This window comes from Sphingobium sp. WTD-1, from assembly GCF_030128825.1.
Lineage (GTDB): Bacteria > Pseudomonadota > Alphaproteobacteria > Sphingomonadales > Sphingomonadaceae > Sphingobium.
Genome location: NZ_CP119127.1, coordinates 102,610 through 123,999, shown reverse-complemented (window position 1 = coordinate 123,999; position 21,390 = coordinate 102,610). Strand labels below are relative to the sequence as shown.

21 protein-coding genes are annotated in these 21,390 nt (G+C 64.5%); 15 read left to right on the top strand and 6 right to left on the bottom strand.

Annotated features, from left to right (window positions below; all coding sequences use genetic code 11):
• The first annotated feature begins 64 nt into the window (after window positions 1-64).
• On the top strand, window positions 65-874 hold the full coding sequence (locus tag N6H05_RS00610; protein ID WP_284112297.1) for a DODA-type extradiol aromatic ring-opening family dioxygenase: 810 nt from the start codon (window positions 65-67) through the stop codon (window positions 872-874).
• A gap of 9 nt (window positions 875-883) precedes the next feature.
• On the opposite strand, the gene N6H05_RS00605 is transcribed toward N6H05_RS00610, so the two are convergent.
• From N6H05_RS00605 to N6H05_RS00595, 3 genes are all read right to left on the bottom strand, one after another.
• Entirely contained in the window at window positions 884-1,435 is a 552-nt protein-coding gene (locus N6H05_RS00605; protein ID WP_099229740.1) for a (2Fe-2S)-binding protein, read from the bottom strand.
• A complete protein-coding gene (locus N6H05_RS00600) occupies window positions 1,432-1,908 on the bottom strand; it encodes a DUF2721 domain-containing protein (protein WP_037507334.1) in 477 nt (158 codons plus the stop codon). Before N6H05_RS00600 ends, N6H05_RS00605 begins: the two co-directional genes overlap by 4 nt.
• A gap of 138 nt (window positions 1,909-2,046) precedes the next feature.
• Window positions 2,047-3,258 carry an LL-diaminopimelate aminotransferase gene (locus tag N6H05_RS00595; protein ID WP_004209971.1) on the bottom strand — a complete coding sequence of 404 codons (1,212 nt, stop codon included), beginning with the start codon at window positions 3,256-3,258 and terminating at the stop codon, window positions 2,047-2,049.
• Between the two features lie 143 nt (window positions 3,259-3,401).
• On the opposite strand from N6H05_RS00595, the gene N6H05_RS00590 reads away from it, so the two are divergent.
• The 9 genes from N6H05_RS00590 (at window position 3,402) to N6H05_RS00550 (ending at window position 14,527) form a co-directional block, all read left to right on the top strand.
• Window positions 3,402-5,141, top strand: a complete 1,740-nt coding sequence (locus N6H05_RS00590; protein WP_284114314.1) for a PHA/PHB synthase family protein — start codon at window positions 3,402-3,404, stop codon at window positions 5,139-5,141.
• A 141-nt stretch (window positions 5,142-5,282) separates the two neighbouring features.
• Window positions 5,283-6,125, top strand: coding sequence for a phasin family protein (locus N6H05_RS00585; RefSeq protein ID WP_284112295.1), 843 nt, complete (start codon window positions 5,283-5,285; stop codon window positions 6,123-6,125).
• A 163-nt stretch (window positions 6,126-6,288) separates the two neighbouring features.
• The gene (clpS, locus tag N6H05_RS00580) at window positions 6,289-6,660 is read left to right on the top strand and encodes an ATP-dependent Clp protease adapter ClpS (RefSeq protein ID WP_284112294.1); all 372 of its coding nucleotides are present in this window, start codon (window positions 6,289-6,291) and stop codon (window positions 6,658-6,660) included.
• A 143-nt stretch (window positions 6,661-6,803) separates the two neighbouring features.
• Window positions 6,804-7,412 carry a hypothetical protein gene (locus N6H05_RS00575; protein WP_284112293.1) on the top strand — a complete coding sequence of 203 codons (609 nt, stop codon included), beginning with the start codon at window positions 6,804-6,806 and terminating at the stop codon, window positions 7,410-7,412.
• A 143-nt stretch (window positions 7,413-7,555) separates the two neighbouring features.
• Window positions 7,556-9,064 carry a glycerol-3-phosphate dehydrogenase gene (locus N6H05_RS00570; protein WP_284112292.1) on the top strand — a complete coding sequence of 503 codons (1,509 nt, stop codon included), beginning with the start codon at window positions 7,556-7,558 and terminating at the stop codon, window positions 9,062-9,064.
• The gene (locus tag N6H05_RS00565; RefSeq protein WP_284112291.1) at window positions 9,061-10,533 is read left to right on the top strand and encodes an FGGY family carbohydrate kinase; all 1,473 of its coding nucleotides are present in this window, start codon (window positions 9,061-9,063) and stop codon (window positions 10,531-10,533) included. The genes N6H05_RS00570 and N6H05_RS00565 overlap by 4 nt, the downstream gene beginning before the upstream one ends.
• Window positions 10,534-10,647: 114 nt before the next feature.
• On the top strand, window positions 10,648-12,147 hold the full coding sequence (locus N6H05_RS00560) for a catalase (protein ID WP_284112290.1): 1,500 nt from the start codon (window positions 10,648-10,650) through the stop codon (window positions 12,145-12,147).
• A gap of 129 nt (window positions 12,148-12,276) precedes the next feature.
• On the top strand, window positions 12,277-14,058 hold the full coding sequence (locus tag N6H05_RS00555) for a sensor domain-containing diguanylate cyclase (RefSeq protein ID WP_284112289.1): 1,782 nt from the start codon (window positions 12,277-12,279) through the stop codon (window positions 14,056-14,058).
• 91 nt (window positions 14,059-14,149) lie between these two features.
• Window positions 14,150-14,527, top strand: a complete 378-nt coding sequence (locus tag N6H05_RS00550) for a MerC domain-containing protein (RefSeq protein ID WP_284112288.1) — start codon at window positions 14,150-14,152, stop codon at window positions 14,525-14,527.
• A 95-nt stretch (window positions 14,528-14,622) separates the two neighbouring features.
• Here N6H05_RS00550 and glpX read toward each other — a convergent pair whose 3' ends face one another.
• Window positions 14,623-15,606 carry a class II fructose-bisphosphatase gene (gene glpX / locus N6H05_RS00545; RefSeq protein ID WP_284112287.1) on the bottom strand — a complete coding sequence of 328 codons (984 nt, stop codon included), beginning with the start codon at window positions 15,604-15,606 and terminating at the stop codon, window positions 14,623-14,625.
• A gap of 220 nt (window positions 15,607-15,826) precedes the next feature.
• On the opposite strand from glpX, the gene N6H05_RS00540 reads away from it, so the two are divergent.
• Window positions 15,827-16,252: a hypothetical protein gene (locus N6H05_RS00540; RefSeq protein WP_284112286.1), complete on the top strand. Its 426-nt coding sequence runs from the start codon at window positions 15,827-15,829 to the stop codon at window positions 16,250-16,252.
• A 21-nt stretch (window positions 16,253-16,273) separates the two neighbouring features.
• Here the strand turns inward: N6H05_RS00540 and N6H05_RS00535 are convergent, their stop codons facing one another.
• Together N6H05_RS00535 and N6H05_RS00530 are read right to left on the bottom strand one after the other, a co-directional pair.
• The gene (locus N6H05_RS00535; protein ID WP_010336871.1) at window positions 16,274-17,578 is read right to left on the bottom strand and encodes a homoserine dehydrogenase; all 1,305 of its coding nucleotides are present in this window, start codon (window positions 17,576-17,578) and stop codon (window positions 16,274-16,276) included.
• A gap of 109 nt (window positions 17,579-17,687) precedes the next feature.
• Window positions 17,688-18,566 (bottom strand): hypothetical protein, encoded by an 879-nt coding sequence (locus N6H05_RS00530; RefSeq protein WP_284112285.1) that lies wholly within the window; start codon window positions 18,564-18,566, stop codon window positions 17,688-17,690.
• 249 nt (window positions 18,567-18,815) lie between these two features.
• Here N6H05_RS00530 and N6H05_RS00525 point away from each other — a divergent pair, with 249 nt between their 5' ends.
• From N6H05_RS00525 to N6H05_RS00510, 4 genes are all read left to right on the top strand, one after another.
• Window positions 18,816-19,478: an energy transducer TonB gene (locus tag N6H05_RS00525; RefSeq protein ID WP_284112284.1), complete on the top strand. Its 663-nt coding sequence runs from the start codon at window positions 18,816-18,818 to the stop codon at window positions 19,476-19,478.
• A gap of 71 nt (window positions 19,479-19,549) precedes the next feature.
• Window positions 19,550-20,302 (top strand): MotA/TolQ/ExbB proton channel family protein, encoded by a 753-nt coding sequence (locus N6H05_RS00520; protein ID WP_284112283.1) that lies wholly within the window; start codon window positions 19,550-19,552, stop codon window positions 20,300-20,302.
• A 114-nt stretch (window positions 20,303-20,416) separates the two neighbouring features.
• The gene (locus N6H05_RS00515) at window positions 20,417-20,905 is read left to right on the top strand and encodes an ExbD/TolR family protein (protein WP_284112282.1); all 489 of its coding nucleotides are present in this window, start codon (window positions 20,417-20,419) and stop codon (window positions 20,903-20,905) included.
• Between the two features lie 24 nt (window positions 20,906-20,929).
• Window positions 20,930-21,352 carry an ExbD/TolR family protein gene (locus tag N6H05_RS00510; RefSeq protein WP_284112281.1) on the top strand — a complete coding sequence of 141 codons (423 nt, stop codon included), beginning with the start codon at window positions 20,930-20,932 and terminating at the stop codon, window positions 21,350-21,352.
• Window positions 21,353-21,390: the final 38 nt, after the last annotated feature.

Here is a 21,390-nt window from a genome sequence, read left to right as displayed (position 1 = left end):
AGGAAACAGTTGGTTTCCGCCTGGCGCGTTGCGCGGGCGGTACCGACATCCGATCTAGGCGGGCATGAAACAGCCAGCCTTGTTCATCCCCCATGGCGGTGGTCCCTGCTTCTTCATGGACCCCGCCGATCCCCAGCACCCGCACAGCGACGCCATGTGGCAGCCGATGCAGGACTATCTCACCGGCCTGATAGCCGACCTGCCGGAACGGCCGCGCGCGATCCTGCTGGTGTCGGGGCATTGGGAAACGCCCGGCTTCACCGTCCATGACGGTAGCCAGCCGCCCTTGCTGTTCGACTATTTCGGCTTCCCGCCGCACACCTATCAGATCCGCTGGGACGCGCCGGGCGCACCCGCGCTTGCCGAACGTGCGGCCGCGCTGCTGGAACAGGCGGGCTTTCCCACAGCGCGCGAATCCGAACGGGGCTGGGACCATGGTGTCTTCATTCCGATGAAGGTCGCGCTGCCCGATGCGGACATTCCGGTCGCCCAATTGTCCTTGCGCCGCGATCTCGATCCGGCCGCCCATATCGCCGCCGGTCGCGCGCTGGCGCCGTTGCGCGACGATGGCGTGCTGATCGTCGGATCGGGCATGAGCTTCCACAATCTGCGCGTGCGCGGCGCGATGGCGACGGCGCCCTCGCTTGAGTGGGACGATGCGCTGCGCGATGCCGTGACCGACCCCGATCCGGCCCGTCGCGCAGGGCGCGTCGCCGCCTGGGATCATCTGCCCCATGCCCGCTTCGCCCATCCGCGCGAGGAGCATCTGCTGCCGCTGATGGTGGCGCTGGGGGCCGGCGGCGAGGACGCCGCCATCTGCGCCCATCGCAGCACGGTGCTGGGCTGGACGGTTTCGGGCTATCGCTTCGGTTAAGGCCGATATCTAGGGCTTGCGCAGCGCCGGCACGGCGCGCACCGCCTCGTCCGGCGTGATGCCGGGCGGGGGCGCGGCCTGGATCGGACCGTCGCCCGCCTGGTCCTCGCCGCGCATGATCCGGCCGGCGCGCTTGATCGCGCCGCGCAGCCGGGGATAGACGCCGCAGCGACAGATATTGGTGATCGCCGCATCGATCTCCGCATCGGTAGGGTCGTTGGTCCGCCGCAGCAATACCGACGCCGCCATGATGATGCCGGACATGCAGTAACCGCATTGGGAGACATTCTCGGCCGCGAACGCCTGTTGCAGCGGATGGCCGCGATCGGGCGACAGCGCCTCGATCGTGGTCACGAACCGGCCCTCGGTCTTGCCGATTGTCACCTGGCAGGACCGCACCGCCTCGCCGTCGATATCCACGGTACAGGCGCCGCAATCGCCCGTGCCGCAGCCATATTTGGTCCCCGTCAGGTTCGACGCGTCGCGCAGCGCCCACAGCAGGGGCGTCTCCGGGTCCATCCGATATTGCACCGGCCGGTCGTTGACGGTGAAGCGCGTCATGCCGCCTCTTCCTCCTCCACCTTGTGGTAGAGCACCTCGTTGCGGATATGGATGGTGCGCGACGCCAGGCGGATTTCCTGGATGAAGGTGCCGAAGGCGGCGGCCTGCAGCACCATCGCCAGGCTGAACAGGATCGCGACCGGCGTGCCCAGATGGGCGTTGAACAGATTGCCCGCGAACAGCAGGATGACGACCAGACAGACCGCACAGGCCGACGCCACCGACAGGAAGATCGCGCCATTGACCACGCTCATGCGCCGGTCGAGCACGCGGATCTCGCTCACCATCCGGTCATGCTCCTTGCCGCGCGTGCTCAGCACCCATTCCTCGACCGCGCGGGCGCGATCAATGATGCGGGCCAGCCGGCTGACGCAGACATTCAGGAACGCGCCGATACCGGCGAGCAGGAAGACGGGGGCAAGCGCGAGCTGGATCGTCTGGGCGACCTGGCTGACCTGCGGAAGGGGGATCATCGACTTGGTCCTCTCATCCCTCGCTTCTATCCTTGATCGCGGGCCAAGGGGCAAGGGGCACTAAAGCAAACGCCGCCGGACACACCAATGTCCGACGGCGATCATGGTCATGTTTCGAACGCGCAACGCGCGTGAAGGTCAGGCCGCGCCCTTCGACGAAGGCGTGTTGACGCCCATCGACTTGAGATACTGCTTGATGTTGCGCGCCGCCTGGCGGAGCCGCTGCTCATTCTCGACCATGGCGATGCGGACATAGCCTTCGCCATCCTCGCCATAGCCCACGCCCGGCGCCACCGCGACCTTGGCATGGGTCAGCAGCTGCTTGGAAAATTCCAGGCTTCCCATGTCCTTGAGCGCGGGCGGCAGCGGCGCCCAGGCGAACATCGACGCGCGCGGCGCGGGAATATCCCATCCTGCGCGCGAGAAGCTCTCGACCATCACGTCGCGCCGCTTGTGATAGAGTTCGCGATTCTTGGCGACGATGTCCTGCGGGCCGTTGAGTGCGGCGCAGGCGGCAGCCTGGATCGGCGTGAAGGCGCCATAGTCGAGATAGGATTTCACCCGGCTCATTGCCGCGATCAGCTGCTTGTTGCCGACCGCAAAGCCGATCCGCCAACCGGCCATCGAATAGGTTTTGGACAGGGACGTGAACTCGATCGCGACATCCTTGGCGCCCGGCACCTGCAGGATGGAAGGCGTCGGATTGCCGTCATAATAAAGCTCGGAATAGGCCAGGTCGCTCAGCACCCAGACCTTATTCTCCTTCGCCCAGGCGACCAGACGCTCGTAAAAGGCCAGGTCCACCGTCTCGGCCGTCGGGTTGGACGGATAATTGACCACCAGGATCGACGGGCGCGGCACGGTGAAGGCCATGGCGCGGTCGAGCGCGCGGAAATAATTCTCGTCCGGCGTCGTCGGCACCGACCGGATGGTGGCGCCGGCGATGATGAAGCCGAACATATGGATCGGGTAGCTGGGGTTGGGTGCCAGCACCACGTCGCCGGGCGCGGTGATCGCGGTGGCGAGGCTGGCGAGGCCTTCCTTCGACCCCATGGTCACGACGACTTCGGTTTCCGGGTCGACATCGACGCCGAAACGGCGGCCATAATAATTGGCCTGCGCCTTGCGCAGGCCCGGAATCCCCTTGGACTGGGAATAGCCATGGGCGTCCGGCTTGCTCGCGACTTCGACCAGCTTGGCGATGACATGATCGGGCGGCGGCAGGTCAGGATTACCCATGCCAAGGTCGATAATATCCTCTCCCGCGGCGCGGGCTGCGGCTCGCATCGCGTTCACTTCGGCGATGACATAGGGCGGCAGGCGCTTCATGCGGTAGAATTCTTCGGACATTATAGGGGCTTTCCTGAAAGCTCTCGGTAAGGAATAGTGCGCGGCACGCATTCGGCGTGTCACAATCTGGCTATAACCCGCCAGGCTGCGGCGCGCCAGTGAAAGCGGCTGATATCGGCAATGCCAGGAGGAGGAAGGTGGCCATGGAAACGCAGGATGTCCTGGAGCCCCATCTCCCGACCCTGGCGGAGATGCAGAAATGGACCCAGGTGCTGGGCCGCGCGCAGCAATTGATGCTGGAGCAGGCGGCGGGCGCGACCGGCCGGGTGCTGCCCTTCGATCCCGAAACCGTCGCCCGCATCCAGACCAGCTTTGCCGATGAAGGGCTGGCGCTGTGGCAGCGCTTTCTCGATTCCGGCGGCCTGCTGCGCGACCAGCCCGATCCGCCGCCGGCCGACAGTCCGGCCGCGCGCAAGGACCGGCGCTTTGCCGATCCCGCCTGGACGACCCATCCCTTCTACGACCTGATCCGGCAAAGCTATCTGCTGATCTCCGACTATCTGATGAACCTTGCCGATGCAGTCGATGGCGTCGATCCCAAGGCGAAGGCCAAGCTGCGTTTTGCCACCACCGGCATGCTCGATGCGATGGCGCCGTCCAACTTCCCGCTGATGAATCCCACGGTCGTGGAAAAGACGATCCAGAGCGGCGGCGAGAATCTGGTGAAGGGCCTCCAGCATATGCTGGCCGACATGGAGAAGGGCCAACTCACCCATACCGACGGCACCCAGTTCGAACTGGGGCGCAACATCGCCGCGACGCCGGGCAAGGTGGTTCACGAAACCCCGCTCTACCAGCTCATCCATTATGCGCCCTCGACGCCCAGGGTGCTGGCGACGCCGCTGATCATCTTCCCGCCCTGGATCAATCGCTTCTACATTCTCGATCTCTCGCCGGAGAAGAGCTTCGTCAAATGGGCGGTGGATCAGGGGATCAGCGTCTTCCTCGTCTCGTGGAAGTCGGCCGACGCCTCGATGAAGGACATGGTCTGGGACGATTATATCCTGAATGGCCAGGTCGACGCGATCGACACCGTGCGCGACCTGCTGAACGTGCCCAGCGTCCACACCATCGGCTATTGCGTGGCCGGCACGACGCTGGCGGCCACGCTGGCGCTGCTGGCGGCGCGGGGCGAGGCCGACAAGGTGGCGAGCGCGACCTTCTTCACGGCGCAAGTGGATTTCAGCGCGGCCGGCGATCTCACCCTGTTCGTCGATGACGAGCAGATGAAGCTGGTCGACCGTCTCTCCTCCAGCGGCTTTCTCGACGGGCGCTACATGGCGGCGACCTTCAACCTGCTGCGCGGGCGCGACCTCATCTGGAACTATGTCGTCAACAATTACCTGCTCGGCATGGACTATCCGCCCTTCGACCTGCTCTACTGGAATGGCGACACGACCAACCTGCCGGCGCGCTGGCATCGCGACTATCTGACCCAGCTCTATCGTGACAATATGCTGGTAGTGCCGGGCGCGATCAGCGTCGCGGGTACGCCGATCGACCTGACGCAGATCCGCACCCCCGCCTATGTCCAGGCCGGCAAGGAGGATCATATCGCCCCGCTCGAAAGCGTGTGGAAACTGACCGAGCATCTCGCCGGGCCGGTCCGCTTCCTGCTGGCAGGCTCGGGCCATATCGCCGGCGTCATCAACCCGCCGGTGGCGCAAAAATATCAATATTGGACCGCCGACGCGCCACAGCCGACGCTGGATGATTTTGTTGCGGCTGCGCGCGAGACCAAGGGCAGCTGGTGGCCGGACTGGGCCGAATGGCTGCGCGGCATCGATTCGCGCGAGGTGGCTGTCCGCGGCGCGCGCAAGCCGGGCGGCGGCAAGCTTCGGGCAATAGAAGATGCGCCCGGACGTTACGTAAAAGCCCGGTAGAGGCGCAGATTTCAGCCATTTCGCGATGGGCGCCCATCAGTGCCGAAACATCAATATGTCTGATTTGTTGCACTGCACAATGGGCCTTGTAATCCTTTGGGATAAGGATTATTGTGCAGTGCAACAAACGGAGGATGGTCGATGGCCGTTACCCCTAAGTCTGCGCGTGCCAAGTCGGTCGCGAAAAGCGGTTCTGCAACCTTGTCTGCCAGTGAGGCGCTCAAGGCCGCTGAGTCCGCCCTGGGTGAAAAGCCCGCGCCCCAAAAGCCTGCGCCGCGCAAAACCGCTGCCAAAGCTGTTCCTGTAAAGGCGCCTGCGCCCAAGCCGGTGGAAAAGCCCAAGCTGGCGGTGGAAGAGTCTGCACCTGTCGCCGATCCGGTGGCGGTGATCGCGGCCTCGACGGCGGTCGATGCTGCACCCGAACCCGTTGTTGAAGACCTAGAGGCGGTAGTGGCTTCGGAGCCTGTGTCCGCCCCCCAGACCAAAGCGAAGACGCTGCCTGCCACGGAAGGAACATTGATCATGAACGACATTCTCGAAACCGGTAAGAAGTTCGCCGAGGACACCAAGGCCAAGATGGAAACGGCCTATGCCGACCTGAACGAAAAGGCGAAGGCCGGTGTCGAAAAGTCGACCAAGGCGATGGAAGAGCTGAGCGACATCGCCAAGGGCAATGTCGAGGCGCTGGTGGAATCGGGCAAGATCGCGGCCAAGGGCTTCGAGACGCTGGGCCAGGAAGCCGTCGACTACAGCCGCAAGAGCTTCGAGAAGGCGACCGCCTCGATCAAGAGCTTCTCGACCGCCAAGACCCCGACCGAATTCTTCCAGCTGCAGAGCCAGTTCCTGTCGAGCAGCTTCGACGAGTTCACCAAGGAAGCCGCCAAGAGCAGCGAAGCCTTCATGAAGCTGGCCGGCGACATCAGCCAGCCGCTGACCGCGCGCGTGACCCTGGTCACCGACAAGGTGAAGTCGCTCGCCGCCTGAGGCGGGCCGCTCTTCCGAACGGAATGACAGATAAGGGCGTCGCTTTCATGGAAGCGGCGCCCTTTTCCATGTCATGACTTGCGGCGGAAACATGGTTACGCCGCGATAGCACGCGGTCCGCCCCCTTGCCTTGGCGAGACAAATCGCCATATCCTTCACCATCATGAAGCATCTCATCAGCGCATCGGCGGCTATCCCCTTCACGGCCGGTCCCGACCAGGACGATACGGGCGACAATGACCCGAACATCGGCGTGGCCACGCGCACGCGTACCCGCACCAAGAAGCCGTCGCTCTACAAGGTGCTGATGCTGAACGACGATTACACCCCGATGGAGTTCGTCGTGCATGTCCTCCAGCATTTCTTCCGCATGGATATGGAGGAAGCGACGCGGGTGATGCTGCACGTCCATCAGCGCGGCGTCGGCGTGTGCGGCATCTTCAGCTATGAAGTGGCCGAGACCAAGGTGAATCAGGTGATGGATTTCGCCCGGCAGAACCAGCATCCGCTGCAATGCACGCTGGAAAAGGCCTGATATCATCGGGTAAGGGCGCGCGCTTAACCTTTTCTTGGTCAGTGTAGCGCCTCTATTTCAATCAATTACATGATTGAAATACAATGTTTTTTCAGGCTTATTCGGCATGAATGGTCCCGCTAAACGAAGTGGGGACTTCCAGCATGACGACTATCAGCAGTTACAACAGCATGACCATGCCGCCATCGCCGCGCATGTCGATGACCAATCGCATCGACGCCGCGGTGGAGGCCGGTTCCATCTCGGAAACGGATGGCGACGCGCTCGAAACCGCGCTCGATTCCATCGATTCCGCGCTCAGTGCCTCCGCCAGTTCGGGCAGTTCACGGCTCGACCCGTCCTCGATGAAGGACCGGATCGATTCCCTGATCGATGATCAGGTATCGGCCGGCACCCTGACCGAGGATCAGGCGGCGCAGCTCCAAAGCCTCTTTGCCCAGGGGCCGGGCGGCGCGGCGGCGTCGGCCGATGGCGGCGACGGCATGAGCATCGACGGTCTGGCCGCCATGGACGGGATGCAGGGGCCACAGGGCATGCGCGGTCCGCCGCCACCGCGCCCGGCCGAGGACAGCAGCGATGACGACGGCAGCACGACCAGCGAGACGAGTGCGACCAGTGCCACCGATCAGCTGGATTCGATCATCGCCTTCCTCGAAAATCTCCGCTCCAGCCTCAGCCAGTCGCTCTATGGATCGACCAGCAGCGCGACGAGCAGCAGCAATAGCGGACTGGTGGTCGACAGCCTCGCCTGACGGCGCGCCCTTCTGACGCGCGTGGGGGCGGGCAGACATCCGGCCGGCGGCATGGGCGACCGCGCGTGCCGCCGGCCGGATGAATTTTCACGATCTTGCCTTCGTTAATATCGGGGGCAGCATTTTGCCGCTAGAACAGCGGCGTGACGCAGGAGACGGCCCCTTTCATCCACGACCTTGCCGTGATCGGCGGCGGGGTGAACGGGTGCGGCATCGCGCGTGATGCGGCGGGGCGGGGGGCAAGTACATTGCTGCTCGAACGCGGCGACCTGGCGCAGGGCACTTCCTCGGCCTCGACCAAGCTCATCCATGGCGGGCTGCGCTATCTGGAACATCGCGCCTTCGGTCTGGTCCGCGAATCCCTGGCCGAACGGGAGAGGCTGTGGCGCATCGCGCCGCACATCATCCAGCCGATGCGCTTCGTCCTGCCCTGGGTCCAGGGACTGCGGCCGTGCTGGCTGCTGCGCCTCGGCCTCTTCCTCTACGATCATATCGGTGGCCGCCGCGCGCTGCCGGCGACGCAGGCGATCGACCTGCGCCAGCATGTCGCCGGCGCGCCGCTGCGGGCGGGGTTCGGCCCTGCCTATGTCTATTCGGACGGCTGGGTCGATGACGCGCGACTGGTCATCCTCAACGCCCGCGACGCCGCCGATCATGGCGCCGATATCCGTCCCCGTACGCAGGTGCTGCGGCTGGAGCAGGCCGGCGATCATTGGCGCATCCATGCCTGCGACGCGGCGGGGCAGGCGCAGACCTTCGATGCGCGGGTCGTGGTCAATGCTACCGGACCCGCCGTGCTCGACCTGCTCGACCGCGCCGATCGCCGCGCCGACCGGCTCATCCGGCTGGTGCGCGGATCGCATATCGTCGTGCCGCGCCTGTTCGACCATGGCATGGCCTATTTCTTCCAGTTGCCCGACGGCCGCATCTTCTTCGCCATCCCCTATCAGCATCTCTACACGCTGATCGGCACCACCGACCGCGACCATCAGGACGGCGTCGATCCGATCGAGGCCAGTGCCGAGGAAATCGCCTATCTGTGCGAGGGTGCGAACCGCTATTTCGCCCGCTCGATCAGCCCCGCCGATGTTATCTGGTCCTTTGCCGGTGTCCGGCCGCTGATCGACGACGGATCGGCCCGGCCGGAATCGGCGACGCGCGGCTATCATCTCGATCTTGATCGGGAGGAGGACGCGCCGCCGCTGCTCAGCATCTATGGCGGCAAGATCACCACCTATCGCCATCTCGCGGCCGAGGCGATCGCGCTGCTGAAGCCGCTCCTGCCTGCGCTCGCGGGCGATGACTGGACGGCGGATGCGCCGCTGCCCGGCGGCGATTTCCCGATGACCGGCCTGGCCGATCTCGTCGCCGCGCTGGCGGGCGACTATCCCTTCCTCGATCTCGACACGGCCGAACGGATCGGCTGCGCCTATGGCACCCGCGCCCGCGACTGGCTGGGCGCGGCGCGCGACTGGTCGGACCTGGGCCGGGATTTCGGCCATGGCCTGACCGAAGCGGAACTCTGCTACCTGCTCGCGCGCGAATGGGCACAGACCAGCGAGGATATTCTCTGGCGCCGGACCAAGCTGGGCCTGCGCTTCGATGCCGCGCAACTGGCCGCGCTCGATGCCTGGCTTGAGGAGAGGGCATGACCGACCGCTATCTGCTGGTGCTGGACGAGGGGACGACCTCGACCCGCGCGATGCTCTACGCCCCCGATGGCCGCCGCATTGCGATGGCGCAGGCGGAACTGACCCAATATTATCCACAGCCCGGCTGGGTCGAGCATGACGCCGCCGAAATCTGGATCCGTACGCGCGATTGCGCCCGCCAGATGGTCGACCGGGCGGGCGGCGCCGACCGGATCGCCGCCATCGGCATCACCAACCAGCGCGAGACGGTGGTTGCCTGGGACCGGCGCACCGGCGAACCGCTGGCGCCCGCCATCGTCTGGCAAGATCGGCGCACGGCGGCGCAATGCACGGTACTGCGCGAAGCCGGCCATGAAGCGATGCTGCAACAGCGCACCGGCCTCGTCGTCGATCCCTATTTTTCCGCCAGCAAGATGCGCTGGATGATCGACCATGTGCCGGCCGTGGCAGAGGCGGGGGATGCGCTCACGTTCGGCACGATCGAAAGCTGGCTGGTGTGGAAGCTGACCGGCGGCCTGCATGTCAGCGACGCCAGCAATGCCAGCCGCACCCAGCTGGTGGCGCTCGATGGCACCGATTGGGATCCGGCGCTGTGCGACCTGTTCGGCGTGCCCCGCGCTGCGCTCCCCGAAATCGTCGACAATGCCGGCGCCTTTGGCGAGACGCTGGGGGAATTGTTCGGCGGCGCCATCCCGATCCGCGGACTGGCCGGAGATCAGCAGGCGGCCAGCATCGGTCAGGCCTGCCTGACGCCGGGCGATGCCAAGGCGACCCTGGGCACCGGCGCCTTCATCCTTGCCAATATGGGTGCGCAACTGCCTACCTCGCGCCATCGCCTGCTCGGCACCCTGCTCTACCGGATCGGCGACCAGCGCATCTATGCGCTCGAAGGATCGATCTTCATCGCCGGCAATCTCATCAAATGGCTGCGCGATCAGCTCGGCCTGATCGGATCGGCGGCGGAGACGGAGGCGCTGGCCCGCTCCGTGCCGGACAGCGGCGGCGTGCTGATGCTGCCGGCGCTGGCGGGGTTGGGCGCGCCGCACTGGCGGCCCGACGTGAACGGCGTCATCGCCGGTCTTACCCAGGGATCGACCCGTGCGCATATCGTCCGCGCCGCGCTCGAATCCCTTTCGCATCAATTGTCCGACCTCGCCACCGCCTTCGCCGCCGACGGCGCGCCCTGGCGCCAGCTGCGGATCGATGGCGGCGTGAGCGCCAATGACTGGATCGCCCAGGATATCGCTGATATGCTCGATATCAGTGTGGACCGTCCGGCGGATGTGGAAACCACGGCGCTGGGTGCAGCCATGCTGGCAGGGTTGGGGGCTGGATTGTTCCGCTCCCTGGACGAGGCCGCGACGATGGCAGGGAAGACGACTCGATTTGATCCGGCAATGCTGCCGCAGCCGCGCGGTGCGCGACTGTCGGCATGGCACCGCCTGCGCGATCGGGCGCTGACCTCCTGACCCGGGCGATTTTCAGATTGACCGTAAAAATCGATCACCCAATCCGATTTAATCAGTTTTTCTGAAACTTCGCGGGGCCTTAGCCTGTTCTCATCCAAAGCTGAGGAGGACGATATGGTCGATAAGCCAGTGATGACGACGAGCGCGGGCGCGCCGATTGCCGATAACCAGAACAGCCTGAGCGCAGGCCCGCGCGGCCCGCTGCTGCTTCAGGATTATCAGCTGCTCGAAAAGCTGGCGCACCAGAATCGCGAACGCATCCCCGAACGTGTCGTCCATGCCAAGGGCTGGGGCGCCTATGGCACGCTCACCATCACCGGCGACATTTCCAAATATACCAAGGCGAAGGCGCTCCAGCCGGGCGCGCAAACGCCGATGATCCTGCGCTTCTCGACGGTGGCGGGCGAACTGGGCGCGGCCGATGCCGAGCGCGACGTGCGCGGCTTCGCGATGAAATTCTATACGCCCGAAGGCAATTGGGATCTGGTCGGCAACAACACGCCGGTCTTCTTCGTGCGCGATCCGCTGAAATTCCCCGATTTCATCCACACGCAGAAGCGCCATCCGCGCACCAATTTGCGCTCGCCCACGGCAATGTGGGACTTCTGGTCGCTGTCGCCGGAATCGCTGCATCAGGTGACGATCCTGATGTCGGATCGCGGCCTGCCGACCGATGTGCGCCATATCAACGGCTATGGCAGCCACACCTTCAGCTTCATCAACGACGCCGGCGAGCGTTTCTGGGTGAAGTTCCACTTCAAGACGATGCAGGGCCACCGCCACTGGACCAACGAGGAAGCGGCCGATGTCGTCGGCCGCACCCGCGAATCCACGCAGGAGGATCTGTTCGAGGCGATCGAGAAGGGCGACTTCCCCAAATGGAAGATGCAGGTCCAGATCATGCCCGAACTGGATGCGGACAAGACGCCCTATAATCCGTTCGACCTCACCAAGGTCTGGCCGCATGCCGATTATCCGCCGATCGACGTTGGCGTGCTGGAGCTGAACCGCAACGCCGACAATTATTTCGCGGAGATCGAACAGGCCGCCTTCTCGCCCTCCAACATCGTGCCGGGCATCGGCTTCTCGCCCGACAAGATGCTGCAGGCACGCATCTTCTCCTATGCGGACGCGCACCGGCATCGGATCGGCACCCATTATGAGGCGCTGCCGGTCAATGCCCCCAAATGCCCAGTGCATCATTATCACAAGGACGGGGCGATGCGCTTCTTCCCGAACAATCCGAACCCGGCCGCCTATTATGAGCCCAACAGCTTTGGCGGCCCGGTCGAGGATCAGCGCTTCCTGGAGCCGCCGCTGAAGATTTCGGGCGATGCCGACCGCTATAATCATCGCGAAGGCAATGATGATTTCGGCCAGCCGCGCGCGCTGTTCAACCTGTTCGACGATGCGCAGAAGGCGCGTCTCTTCGCCAATATCGCCGCCGCCATGGGCGATATCCCGGACGAGATCGAGGAGCGCCAGTGCAAGCTCTTCGACCAGGTCCATTCCGACTATGGCGCCGGCGTGCGCCAGGCGCGGGCCACGATCAAGGATCGCAATCCGTCGATTTCGGCCCCGACCGATGCGCTGTTGGCTGACGCATCCAGTTGAATAGACTTGCAATATTCCAAAATCAGGCCCCGGCTAATAGCGCCGGGGCCTGATTGCATATATTCGGCAAGAAATAGTCCGGGGCATAGGAATATATATTAACATTGTCCGCTTAACCCGGATGGGAACATGACGCGGTCCGCCCTTCGCCATATCTCCCTGAAAATGTCGGTATTTACCGGCCTGCTTTACTTTGCGGTCGCGTCGCTTGCTCTGCTGACTTCGCGATTCGAAGGCGGCTTGGCCTTCATCTGGGGTGCCAATGCCCTGCTGATGGCGGAAATGATGACCGCGCGGATGCGCGCCTGGCCGCGCCTCCTGATCTCTTGCATGATTGCCAGCACGATCGCGACCGCCCTGTTCGGCATGGGGCCGCTCGCGGCGGTGCCGATGGCTTTCATCAATGCCGGCGAGGCGCTGGTCGTCGCCTATATCTGTCGCCGGATGAATGTCGGGCGGCAGATCGGCGGATCGATGCGCGAATTGAGCATTTTCGTGGCTGCGCTCGCCGGCGTAGCGAACATCCTCGCCGGCATCGCCGCCGGACTGGTGGTCGCTTTCCTGCTGGATGGCAATTTCCCCCATATCTGGCTGCAATGGTATAGCGGCCATGTGCTGGGTGGCCTCATCTGCACGCCCCTGCTGCTGATCCTGCTGCAGGGCGAGGTCAGCCGCTGGGCGCGCCAGGCCCGGCCGATCGAGCGGCTGGAGGCGTTCGGTCTGCTGTCTGCCTTCGCCCTATGCAGTTGGTGGATCTTCTATCGCGTCGATTATCCGATGCTGTTCGCCTCGCTGTTGCCGTTGGTGCTGATCGCCTTTCGCACCGGCTATGCGGGGGCGGCGGCGGCGATCGTCATTCTCGCCCTGATCGGCGGCACCGCGACCATGACCGGCCATGGCCCGCTCCGGCTGGTCGCGGCCGATATCCCCGAACGCATCCAGTTCTTCCAATTCTATCTCGCGCTCAGCTTCCTGCTGTCGGTTCCCGTGGCGGCCGAACTCAACAGCCGTCGCCGCCTGATCCGCATGTTGCGGGACAGCGAGGCGCGCTATCGGGCCTTCGCCGAACATAGCGGCGACGGCGTGGTCAATCTCAGCATCGACGGCATCATCCAATATGTCTCGCCTTCGGCCGTCGACCAGATCGGCATTGATGCGGACAAACTGCTGGGCCAGCCAGCCGTTGACCTGATCGACCCGGAATATCGCCCCTTCGCGATCGTCACCCATCGCCGCGCGCTCGCCCATCCGGGGGAGGCGCATGCGGTCGAATTTCGCCCCAACCGGCCGGACAATGATTGCGACTGGTATGAGATGCTGGTCCGCGCCGTGCTGGACGAGCAGGGGCGGGCGATCGGCGTCATCAGCACGGTGCGCGACATTTCCCGCCACAAGGCGCGCCAGCGGGCGCTGCACCAGGCCGCGGCGCAGGATGCCCTGACCGGCGCCGACAGCCGCCGCGCGTTCCAGGAAAAGCTGGACGAGCAGATCGCCCGCGTCGCCGCCGGTGGACGGGCCTGCCTGCTGCTGATCGACATTGATCATTTCAAGTCGGTCAATGACCGTCACGGCCATGCCGCCGGCGACCGGGTACTGGTCGGCTTTGTCGAGCGGCTGCGCCAGGCACTGCGCGGCACCGGCAGCATCGGTCGTCTGGGCGGCGAGGAGTTTGCCGTGCTGCTGCCCGATGTCGATCTGGAACGGGCCGAACGCATCTGCGAGCATCTGCGCACCCGCGTCGGGGTGCGGCCTTTCCCGCTCGGCAATGGCGAGGATATTGCCATCACCTTCAGCGCGGGCCTTGTCGAACTGGACGGCTGCGCCAGCGCCGCGACCCTGATGGAGGCGGCGGACAAGGCGCTCTATGCCGCCAAGGGCAGCGGTCGCAACTGTCTGCGCTTCGCCGCCTGATGATCCGGCGGAACGAGAGCGTCTTTCCCGCCGGAAAAATCGGTGATGTTATGTTGTAACTTATGCCGCTCTCGACTATGTAACGCGCACCATGTCGTCCAGCCTCCGCCACGCTCTGGAATCCGGCCGCCTCGATCGCCTCGCGATGGCGCTCTCGGGCCTGTGCGTCGCGCATTGCTTCCTGACGGCGGTCGTGCTGGGCCTGCTGGCGTCGGCTGGCGGGATCTTCGGCAGCCCGATCTTCCATGAAGCGGGGCTGGCGCTCGCCATCCTGATGGGCGCGATCGCGCTCGGCCATGGCGCGCTCGTCCATCGCTTCATGATGCCGGCGGCGATCGGTTCGCTGGGCCTGGGCATCATGGCCGGCGCGCTGACCATGGACCATGGCTGGCAGGAAAGCGCCTATACGTTGCTTGGCGTCGCCATCCTCGCGCTCGGACACGATCTCAACCACCGCGCCAGCCACTGACCGCTGGCGATTATCGGGGACGAATCCTCCCGCATCGATGACCACGAAAAAGGGGGCCTTTCGGCCCCCTTCGTCTTTCCGTCCAGTGCGCCCGATCAGGCGTCCTTGCGCTCCACGCGATGCTCGCCCTTGACCCAGCGCACGGTGCCGGTGCTGGCGCGCATCACCACGCTCTCGGTGGTCAGCTTGTCGCCGGGCAGGCGCTTCACGCCGGCCAGCAGCGACCCGTCGGTCACACCGGTCGCGGCAAAGATGCAGTCGCCCTTGGCCAGTTCCTTGAGGTCATAGACCTTGTCCAGGTCGGTGATGCCCCACTTGTAGGCGCGCTGCTTCTCGTCATCGTTGCGGAACAGCAGGCGGCCCTTGAACTGACCTCCGACGCAGCGCAGCGCGGCACAGGCCAGCACGCCCTCGGGCGCGCCGCCCGATCCCATATAGATGTCGATCGTGGTTTCGGGATCGGTGGTCGCGATCACGCCGGCAACGTCGCCGTCCGGGATCAGCATGATGCCGCAACCGATCGCGCGCAGTTCGGCGATCAGCTTCTCGTGGCGCGGGCGATCCAGCACGCAGACGATGATTTCATGCGGATCGACGCCCTTGTGCTGGGCTACTGCCTCGACATTCTCCTTCACCGACTTGTTGAGGTCGATGATGTCGTCGGGATAGCCCGGACCGACGGCGATCTTGTCCATATAGACGTCGGGCGCGTTGAGCAGGCCGCCTTCTTCCGAAATGGCGAGCACGGCCAGCGCATTGGGGCCGGCCTTGGCGGTGATGGTGGTGCCTTCCAGCGGATCGAGCGCGATGTCGATCTTGGGGCCTTTGCCGATCGCATTGCCGACCTTCTCGCCGATATAGAGCATCGGTGCCTCGTCGCGCTCGCCTTCGCCGATCACGACGGTGCCGTCCATATAAAGGTCGTTGAAGGCCAGGCGCATCGCCTCGACCGCAGCGGCGTCGGCGGCCTTCTCGTCGCCTCGACCAATCAGCTTGGAGGCTGCAATCGCAGCCGCTTCGGTGACACGCACCATTTCAAGCACCAAGACGCGATCGAGTATCGAACTAGCCTGCACCATAGCCATCCCTCTGCTGAAAATCATTGAGGAGGGCGATAGGATGTCCGTCCCGCCTTGTCGACCCAACTTGCCGGTGCAACGGCGCTTTTCATGGTCGGGAAGCAACGGGTGGGCGCGCCAATGCTGCCGCTGCGGCATGGCCGGTCGCCATCATCCCGCCATCTTCGCCTGTTCAGATATGCAAATGCGCCTTTGCGGTATCCTTCTTCTGATTCTGGGCATGCCATCGGCGGCCGCGCAGGAAGTCGTGCCGGTCGAAGGGGCGCCGCTCGCCCAGCGCACCGCGATGGAGCAATATCAGGCGCGCACTGCCGTGGTGCGGCCGTGCGATCGCAGCGGCGGCGGCATCGTCGTCTGCGGCAGCCGGGCGGAACGCAATGCGAAGGAAAGGCTGCCCCTGCCGCGCGAACCGGTTGAGGGGCGACCGCTTGCCGGCGATGCGCCGCGCGCTTCCGCTGCCGCACCCAGGCAAGGCGCCTGTGGCGTCGTCGGCGGGCAGGGGGCGGGCTGCGTCGGCGGCGGCGTGCCGATCCTGGGCGCGGCAATGCTGGCCGGCAAGGTCATCACCCATTTGCTGGACCCCGACGCCGACATGGCGCCGCCGCCGCCCCTGCCGGATCAGGTCAGGGGCGCGGGCCAGCACTGAACCAGCACTGGGCCTGTCGGCTCAATCCAGAATATGCATGACCATCGGCGTGTCGAGTAGGCTGTCGGAGCCGGCCAGCCGCTCCAGCGTCTCGCGCACGCAGCGTTCCTCGCCGGCATGGGTGACGATCGCCACCAGCACGCCATCGGCCTGGTTGGCGCCGCGCTGGATCATGCTCTCGATCGAGACGCCGGCATCGCGGGTCGCGGCGGCAATCTCGGCCAGCACGCCGGGGCGATCCTGCACCTTGAAGCGCAGATAGGCGCGGCCGATCCGCTGGCCGGCGTCTGCCGGCTGCTGCGGGGTCAGGGCGGCGACCGGCATTGCCAGCGCATCGCCATATTCGTCCCGCGCCACGTCGATCAGGTCGGCGACCACGGCCGAAGCGGTCGGGCCGTCGCCCGCGCCACGCCCCTGGAAGAAGAGACGGCCGACGAAATTGCCCTCGGCCACGACGGCATTGAGCGAGCCATCGACATGGGCCAGCGGATGGTCGAGCGGCACCAGCATCGGATGGACGCGCTGGAACAGCCCTTCCGGGCCATTCTCGGCCATGCCGACCAGGCGGATGCGGAAGCCCAGCGCCGCTGCCTCGGCAATGTCGGCGGCGATCACATGGCGGATGCCGGTGGTGGCGACATGGTCGAAGTCCAGTTCGGTGCCAAAGGCCAGGCTGGCGAGGATGGTCAGCTTGTGCGCGGCATCGACGCCGTCAATGTCGAAGCTCGGATCTGCCTCGGCATAGCCTAGTTCCTGGGCTTCCTTCAGCACCTCGTCAAAGCCCCGGCCTTCCTTTTCCATGGTGGTCAGGATGTAATTGCAGGTGCCGTTGAGGATGCCGTAGACGCGGCTGATCTCGTTGGCCGCCGCGCCTTCGCGCATGCCCTTGATGACCGGGATGCCGCCAGCGACCGCCGCTTCATATTTCAGCGCCACGCCCGCCTTCTCCGCCCGACTGGCGAGGTCGAGGCCATGATGGGCCAGCATCGCCTTGTTGGCGGTGACGAACGGCTTGCCGGCGGCCAGGCACTGGCGGGCAAGGGTGAGGGCGGGGCCGTCGGCGCCACCGATCAGTTCGACCACCACGTCGATATCGTCGCGGGTCGCCAGCGTCGTCATGTCATCGACCCATTCATAGGGGGACAGGTCGACGCCGCGATCCTTGTTGCGGTCGCGTGCGGAGATGGCGACCACCTGCACCGGGCAGCCGGCACGGCGGGCAATCAGGTCGCCATTGGTGTTGAGCAGGCGAATGACGCCGCCACCCACCGTTCCGAGGCCAACGAGCGCGACGCGCAGCGGGGCATGGCGGTGGAGATTGGTCATGGCGTTTCCTGGTCCTTCGCACTGTAAGAGCCGCGCTGATAGCGGCCCGAGCGCCGCTGTCCAAGGAAAAGCACGGCGGCGCCCGATTGAAAGATAAGTGCGTGGTCGGTCAGATCGGCTTTCGATTGCGTGCGCAACGGCCGAGCGCGTTCAGGACGAACTGATAATCCGCGCGTGCGGATTCAGCGTCCTGCACCGCCAGGGTGCGGACCGATTGCGCTGGCAGATTGGCCGGCAGGCTACAGCTCAGCCGATACCAGAGCAGGCTGCCAGGGGCGGGCGCGCGGGCAGCTTCATCGACGATTTCGCCCAGCGCCACGGCCCAGCTGGGCTGTTGTCCGGGACGGCGGATGATCGACAGCGACACCGGGTCGCCATTTTCCGTCCGCAGGAAAATCTGGGTCTCCCCTTCGCCGGCGATCGTACCGGCCACATGGAAGGCATCACCCAGGCCGGTGATTCGCGGTGCGGCATCGGGCGCGACCAGCGCGGACAGCACGGCCTTCACCCGTTCGACCTCGGCGGGCGTGGCGGCGATCTGCGCATCGCGCGCGATCAGCTGAATCTGGCCCGGACGCCCGCCCGGACGGGCGAACAGCAGCACCTGCGCCTTTTTCAGCTTGGGCATCTTGCCCTTCGAATCGAGGCGAGCGTCATAAAGATAGCCGACGGTCGGGCTGATACCCCCTTCGCCGCGAATCAGTGCGGTCACTTCGGCCTCGATATAGAGCCTGCGATAGCCTGCCGGCACATCCGGAGCCTGTTCGGGCTTCAATGGGACGATGTTGCTAATGCGCACGTTGGCAACGATCGGTGCCGCATCGGAAAGGTCGGCAATGTCGGCATAGGTCAATCCGGCGGCGACCGTCGATGATTGCGCTGTCATCGAATTTGTCTGAGAAAATGCCGGAAAAACGGCGGTATATGAGGCGGAAATGAGGCACAGCGAAGCAAGCGTCTTCATGGCCGTGGTGGATTTCTTCTGCATCTTCGTCCTATGCTATCAGCCCGTGGCAGGGATGTCACAGGCAAGTCATTCCGGTGTGTGATGGTAAACGCAAGCCGGTAGTTCGATAAAGCGTTTGCGTGCCACGATGCGCCGCGATAGGAGTTCGCACGGTAGCAAATGGACGGATAAGGGCCAAAGGTGGTCGGGGATACCCCCGGGCAGCTCGGGCCGTTTTTGGCTGATTTGTACAACCCACTGGTAAGATGAGTTAAGGAGTGTCGTTGCCGAATGGCCTATGCTGACCACTCGCAAGGATCGAGTCGTACGATATCGATCGTCATCGTCGCCCTGATTCACGCTGTTCTCGGCTATGCCTTCGTCACCGGTCTTGGCATGAAATATGTCAAAAAGGCGGCGGAACAGCTGAACGTGATCGACGTGAAGGAGGAGCCCCCGCCACCTGACGAGGAGCCGCCGCCGCCGCCGCCGGACAAGCCGATTGAGCCTCCGCCGGTCGTCGCGCCGCCGCCGATCGTCCAGACCCCGGCCCCCGCGCCGCCGATCCAGACGGTTCGGACGCCGCCGCCGGTATTCAATGAGGTTCCGGTCGCCGCACCGCCGCCGGCACCCCCGCCGCCGCCCGCCGCAAAGCAGGCTGCAAAGGGTGTGCAGCCGCGTGGTAATCCGGGTTCCTGGGCAACCACGGAAGACTATCCTTCGCGCGCTCTGCGTGAAGAAAAGCAGGGGACCACTGGTTTCCGTCTTGAAGTGGGTGCCGATGGCCGTGTCACGAGCTGCAGCGTTACGCAGTCGAGTGGCTCGCCTGAACTGGACGACGCAACTTGTAAGCTGGTTTCCCGCCGCGCGCGCTTTAGCCCCGCGGAAGATGACCAGGGTAACAAGATCCCGTCGACCTACGCGAACCGCATTCAGTGGCGGATCCCGCAGTAATTTAAACGGGAGGGCAGGCGCCCGGCGCCGCCCTCCCCTTTCATGATCCTTTTGAGAGGGAAGTCTTGAACATGTTGATGTATCTCGCAGCCGCGGCGCCCAAGCCGGAAAACCCGTACGGCCTGATGGAAGCCCTGGAGCAGGGCGGCACCATTGCCTGGACCGTCTTCATCATCCTCTGCGCCATGTCGGTTGGCACTTTCTACATCCTGTTCACCAAGCTGATCGAACAGCAGAAGGTGATCAGCCAGGGCAAGAAGATCCGTGCGACCTTCTGGCGCGCTGGTTCGCTGAAGGAAGCTTCGGCCAAGCTCGAAAAGAACTCGGCCTACAAGCAGATCGTCGATGACGGCATCAAGGCTCAGGAAGAGCATGGCAAGCTGAAGGATCCGGTCGAAGCCCATGACTGGCTGCACGGCTCGCTGGCGCGTTCGGAAGCCGCGATCAACTCGTCGCTGGGTGGCGGTCTGGCCTTCCTCGCCACCGTCGGTTCGACCTCGCCGTTCATCGGTCTGTTCGGTACCGTTATCGGCATCTACCGCGCCCTGATCAAGATCGGCGCTGCCGGTCAGGCCTCGATCGACGCCGTTGCCGGCCCGGTCGGTGAAGCTCTGATCATGACCGCTCTGGGTCTGGCCGTGGCCGTTCCCGCCGTTCTGGCCTACAACTTCCTGCAGCGTCGCAACAAGTCGATCGCCGAACAGCTGAACGGCTTCACCGTCGACCTGCTGGCCTATCTGGTTTCGGACGGCGCCGTGAAGCCGACCGTTGCTGCCGCTCCGGCCGCTGCTGCCAAGCCGGCCGCTGCGCCGACCAAGGCCTAATCGCCTTAAGACGCCGGTTCGGGTGCCGGGTGACGGCTGCGATCACTTGGCACCCTGCCGGACAGGGGCCCCGTTCAACGGGGCACCATCGACACCAAGGTTAGGATAGTATCAATGGCAATGAGTGTTGGCCCCGGCGGCGGTGACGACAAGCCCTTGTCCGACATCAACACGACGCCGCTCGTCGACGTCATGTTGGTGCTGCTCATCATCTTTCTCATCGCGGTCCCGGTCGTCGTCCAGACGGTTGAGCTGCAGCTTCCCAAGGTGGCTTTCGAGCCGACCACGACGAAGCCGGAAAATGTTTCTTTGTCGGTCACCTCTGCGCCCGACGGCAGCTGTGCGGTATATTGGAACCTGACCAAGGTCAGTTCCGATGATCTGCTTGATCGTGCCGTGGCCAAGCTGGAAGCGGACATCAAGAAGGCCGGCGGCGTTGAAAATATGACGCCTGAAGATTTGCCCGAAGTGCATATCCGCGGCGACATCAATACCCCCTATCGTTGCATCGGCGGCACCATCTACACGATGCAGCGCGCCGGTTTCCCGAAGGTGGGCTTCATCTCCGAGCCGGAACCCGGCACGTCGACGACCCGCCTCTGACCGGCTGATTAAGGAGAATTCGCTATGGCCATGAGCATGGGCTCCGATGATGGCGAGCCGATGATGGAAATGAACACGACGCCGTTGATCGACGTCATGCTCGTTCTCCTCATCATGTTCATCATCACCATTCCGATCCAGACCCACGCGGTTAAGATCGATCTGCCGCAGAACGCGCCTCCGAGCGACACTGTGGTCGACCCTGTCAAGAACAAGGTCGCGATCGATGCCGGCGGCGTGATCAGCTGGAACGGTGCGCCGATCGACCTGCTGACCCTGCGTCAGTATCTGCAGCAGTCGCTGCGTCTGCCCGTCGAGCCGGAACTGCAGTTCCAGCCCAACGCGCAGACCCGCTACGTCGTCGTTGACGAGGTTCTGGCGGAGATCAAGCGTGCGGGCGTGACCAAGCTGGGTTTCGTCGGCAACGAACAATATAGCGCTTTCTGATCCGCGATTCGTCCGGGAGCGTCGGTCTCAGACTTCCC

What these genes read in the sequence shown, in the direction of transcription:
- N6H05_RS00610 (WP_284112297.1), top strand. Translation starts at nt 65, where the DNA reads ATGAAACAGCCAGCCTTGTTCATCCCCCATGGCGGTGGTCCCTGCTTC.
- N6H05_RS00605 (WP_099229740.1), bottom strand. Translation starts at nt 1,435, where the DNA reads ATGACGCGCTTCACCGTCAACGACCGGCCGGTGCAATATCGGATGGAC.
- N6H05_RS00600 (WP_037507334.1), bottom strand. Translation starts at nt 1,908, where the DNA reads ATGATCCCCCTTCCGCAGGTCAGCCAGGTCGCCCAGACGATCCAGCTC.
- N6H05_RS00595 (WP_004209971.1), bottom strand. Translation starts at nt 3,258, where the DNA reads ATGTCCGAAGAATTCTACCGCATGAAGCGCCTGCCGCCCTATGTCATC.
- N6H05_RS00590 (WP_284114314.1), top strand. Translation starts at nt 3,402, where the DNA reads ATGGAAACGCAGGATGTCCTGGAGCCCCATCTCCCGACCCTGGCGGAG.
- N6H05_RS00585 (WP_284112295.1), top strand. Translation starts at nt 5,283, where the DNA reads ATGGCCGTTACCCCTAAGTCTGCGCGTGCCAAGTCGGTCGCGAAAAGC.
- clpS (WP_284112294.1), top strand. Translation starts at nt 6,289, where the DNA reads ATGAAGCATCTCATCAGCGCATCGGCGGCTATCCCCTTCACGGCCGGT.
- N6H05_RS00575 (WP_284112293.1), top strand. Translation starts at nt 6,804, where the DNA reads ATGACGACTATCAGCAGTTACAACAGCATGACCATGCCGCCATCGCCG.
- N6H05_RS00565 (WP_284112291.1), top strand. Translation starts at nt 9,061, where the DNA reads ATGACCGACCGCTATCTGCTGGTGCTGGACGAGGGGACGACCTCGACC.
- N6H05_RS00560 (WP_284112290.1), top strand. Translation starts at nt 10,648, where the DNA reads ATGGTCGATAAGCCAGTGATGACGACGAGCGCGGGCGCGCCGATTGCC.
- N6H05_RS00555 (WP_284112289.1), top strand. Translation starts at nt 12,277, where the DNA reads ATGACGCGGTCCGCCCTTCGCCATATCTCCCTGAAAATGTCGGTATTT.
- N6H05_RS00550 (WP_284112288.1), top strand. Translation starts at nt 14,150, where the DNA reads ATGTCGTCCAGCCTCCGCCACGCTCTGGAATCCGGCCGCCTCGATCGC.
- glpX (WP_284112287.1), bottom strand. Translation starts at nt 15,606, where the DNA reads ATGGTGCAGGCTAGTTCGATACTCGATCGCGTCTTGGTGCTTGAAATG.
- N6H05_RS00540 (WP_284112286.1), top strand. Translation starts at nt 15,827, where the DNA reads ATGCCATCGGCGGCCGCGCAGGAAGTCGTGCCGGTCGAAGGGGCGCCG.
- N6H05_RS00535 (WP_010336871.1), bottom strand. Translation starts at nt 17,578, where the DNA reads ATGACCAATCTCCACCGCCATGCCCCGCTGCGCGTCGCGCTCGTTGGC.
- N6H05_RS00530 (WP_284112285.1), bottom strand. Translation starts at nt 18,566, where the DNA reads ATGCAGAAGAAATCCACCACGGCCATGAAGACGCTTGCTTCGCTGTGC.
- N6H05_RS00525 (WP_284112284.1), top strand. Translation starts at nt 18,816, where the DNA reads ATGGCCTATGCTGACCACTCGCAAGGATCGAGTCGTACGATATCGATC.
- N6H05_RS00520 (WP_284112283.1), top strand. Translation starts at nt 19,550, where the DNA reads ATGTTGATGTATCTCGCAGCCGCGGCGCCCAAGCCGGAAAACCCGTAC.
- N6H05_RS00515 (WP_284112282.1), top strand. Translation starts at nt 20,417, where the DNA reads ATGGCAATGAGTGTTGGCCCCGGCGGCGGTGACGACAAGCCCTTGTCC.
- N6H05_RS00510 (WP_284112281.1), top strand. Translation starts at nt 20,930, where the DNA reads ATGGCCATGAGCATGGGCTCCGATGATGGCGAGCCGATGATGGAAATG.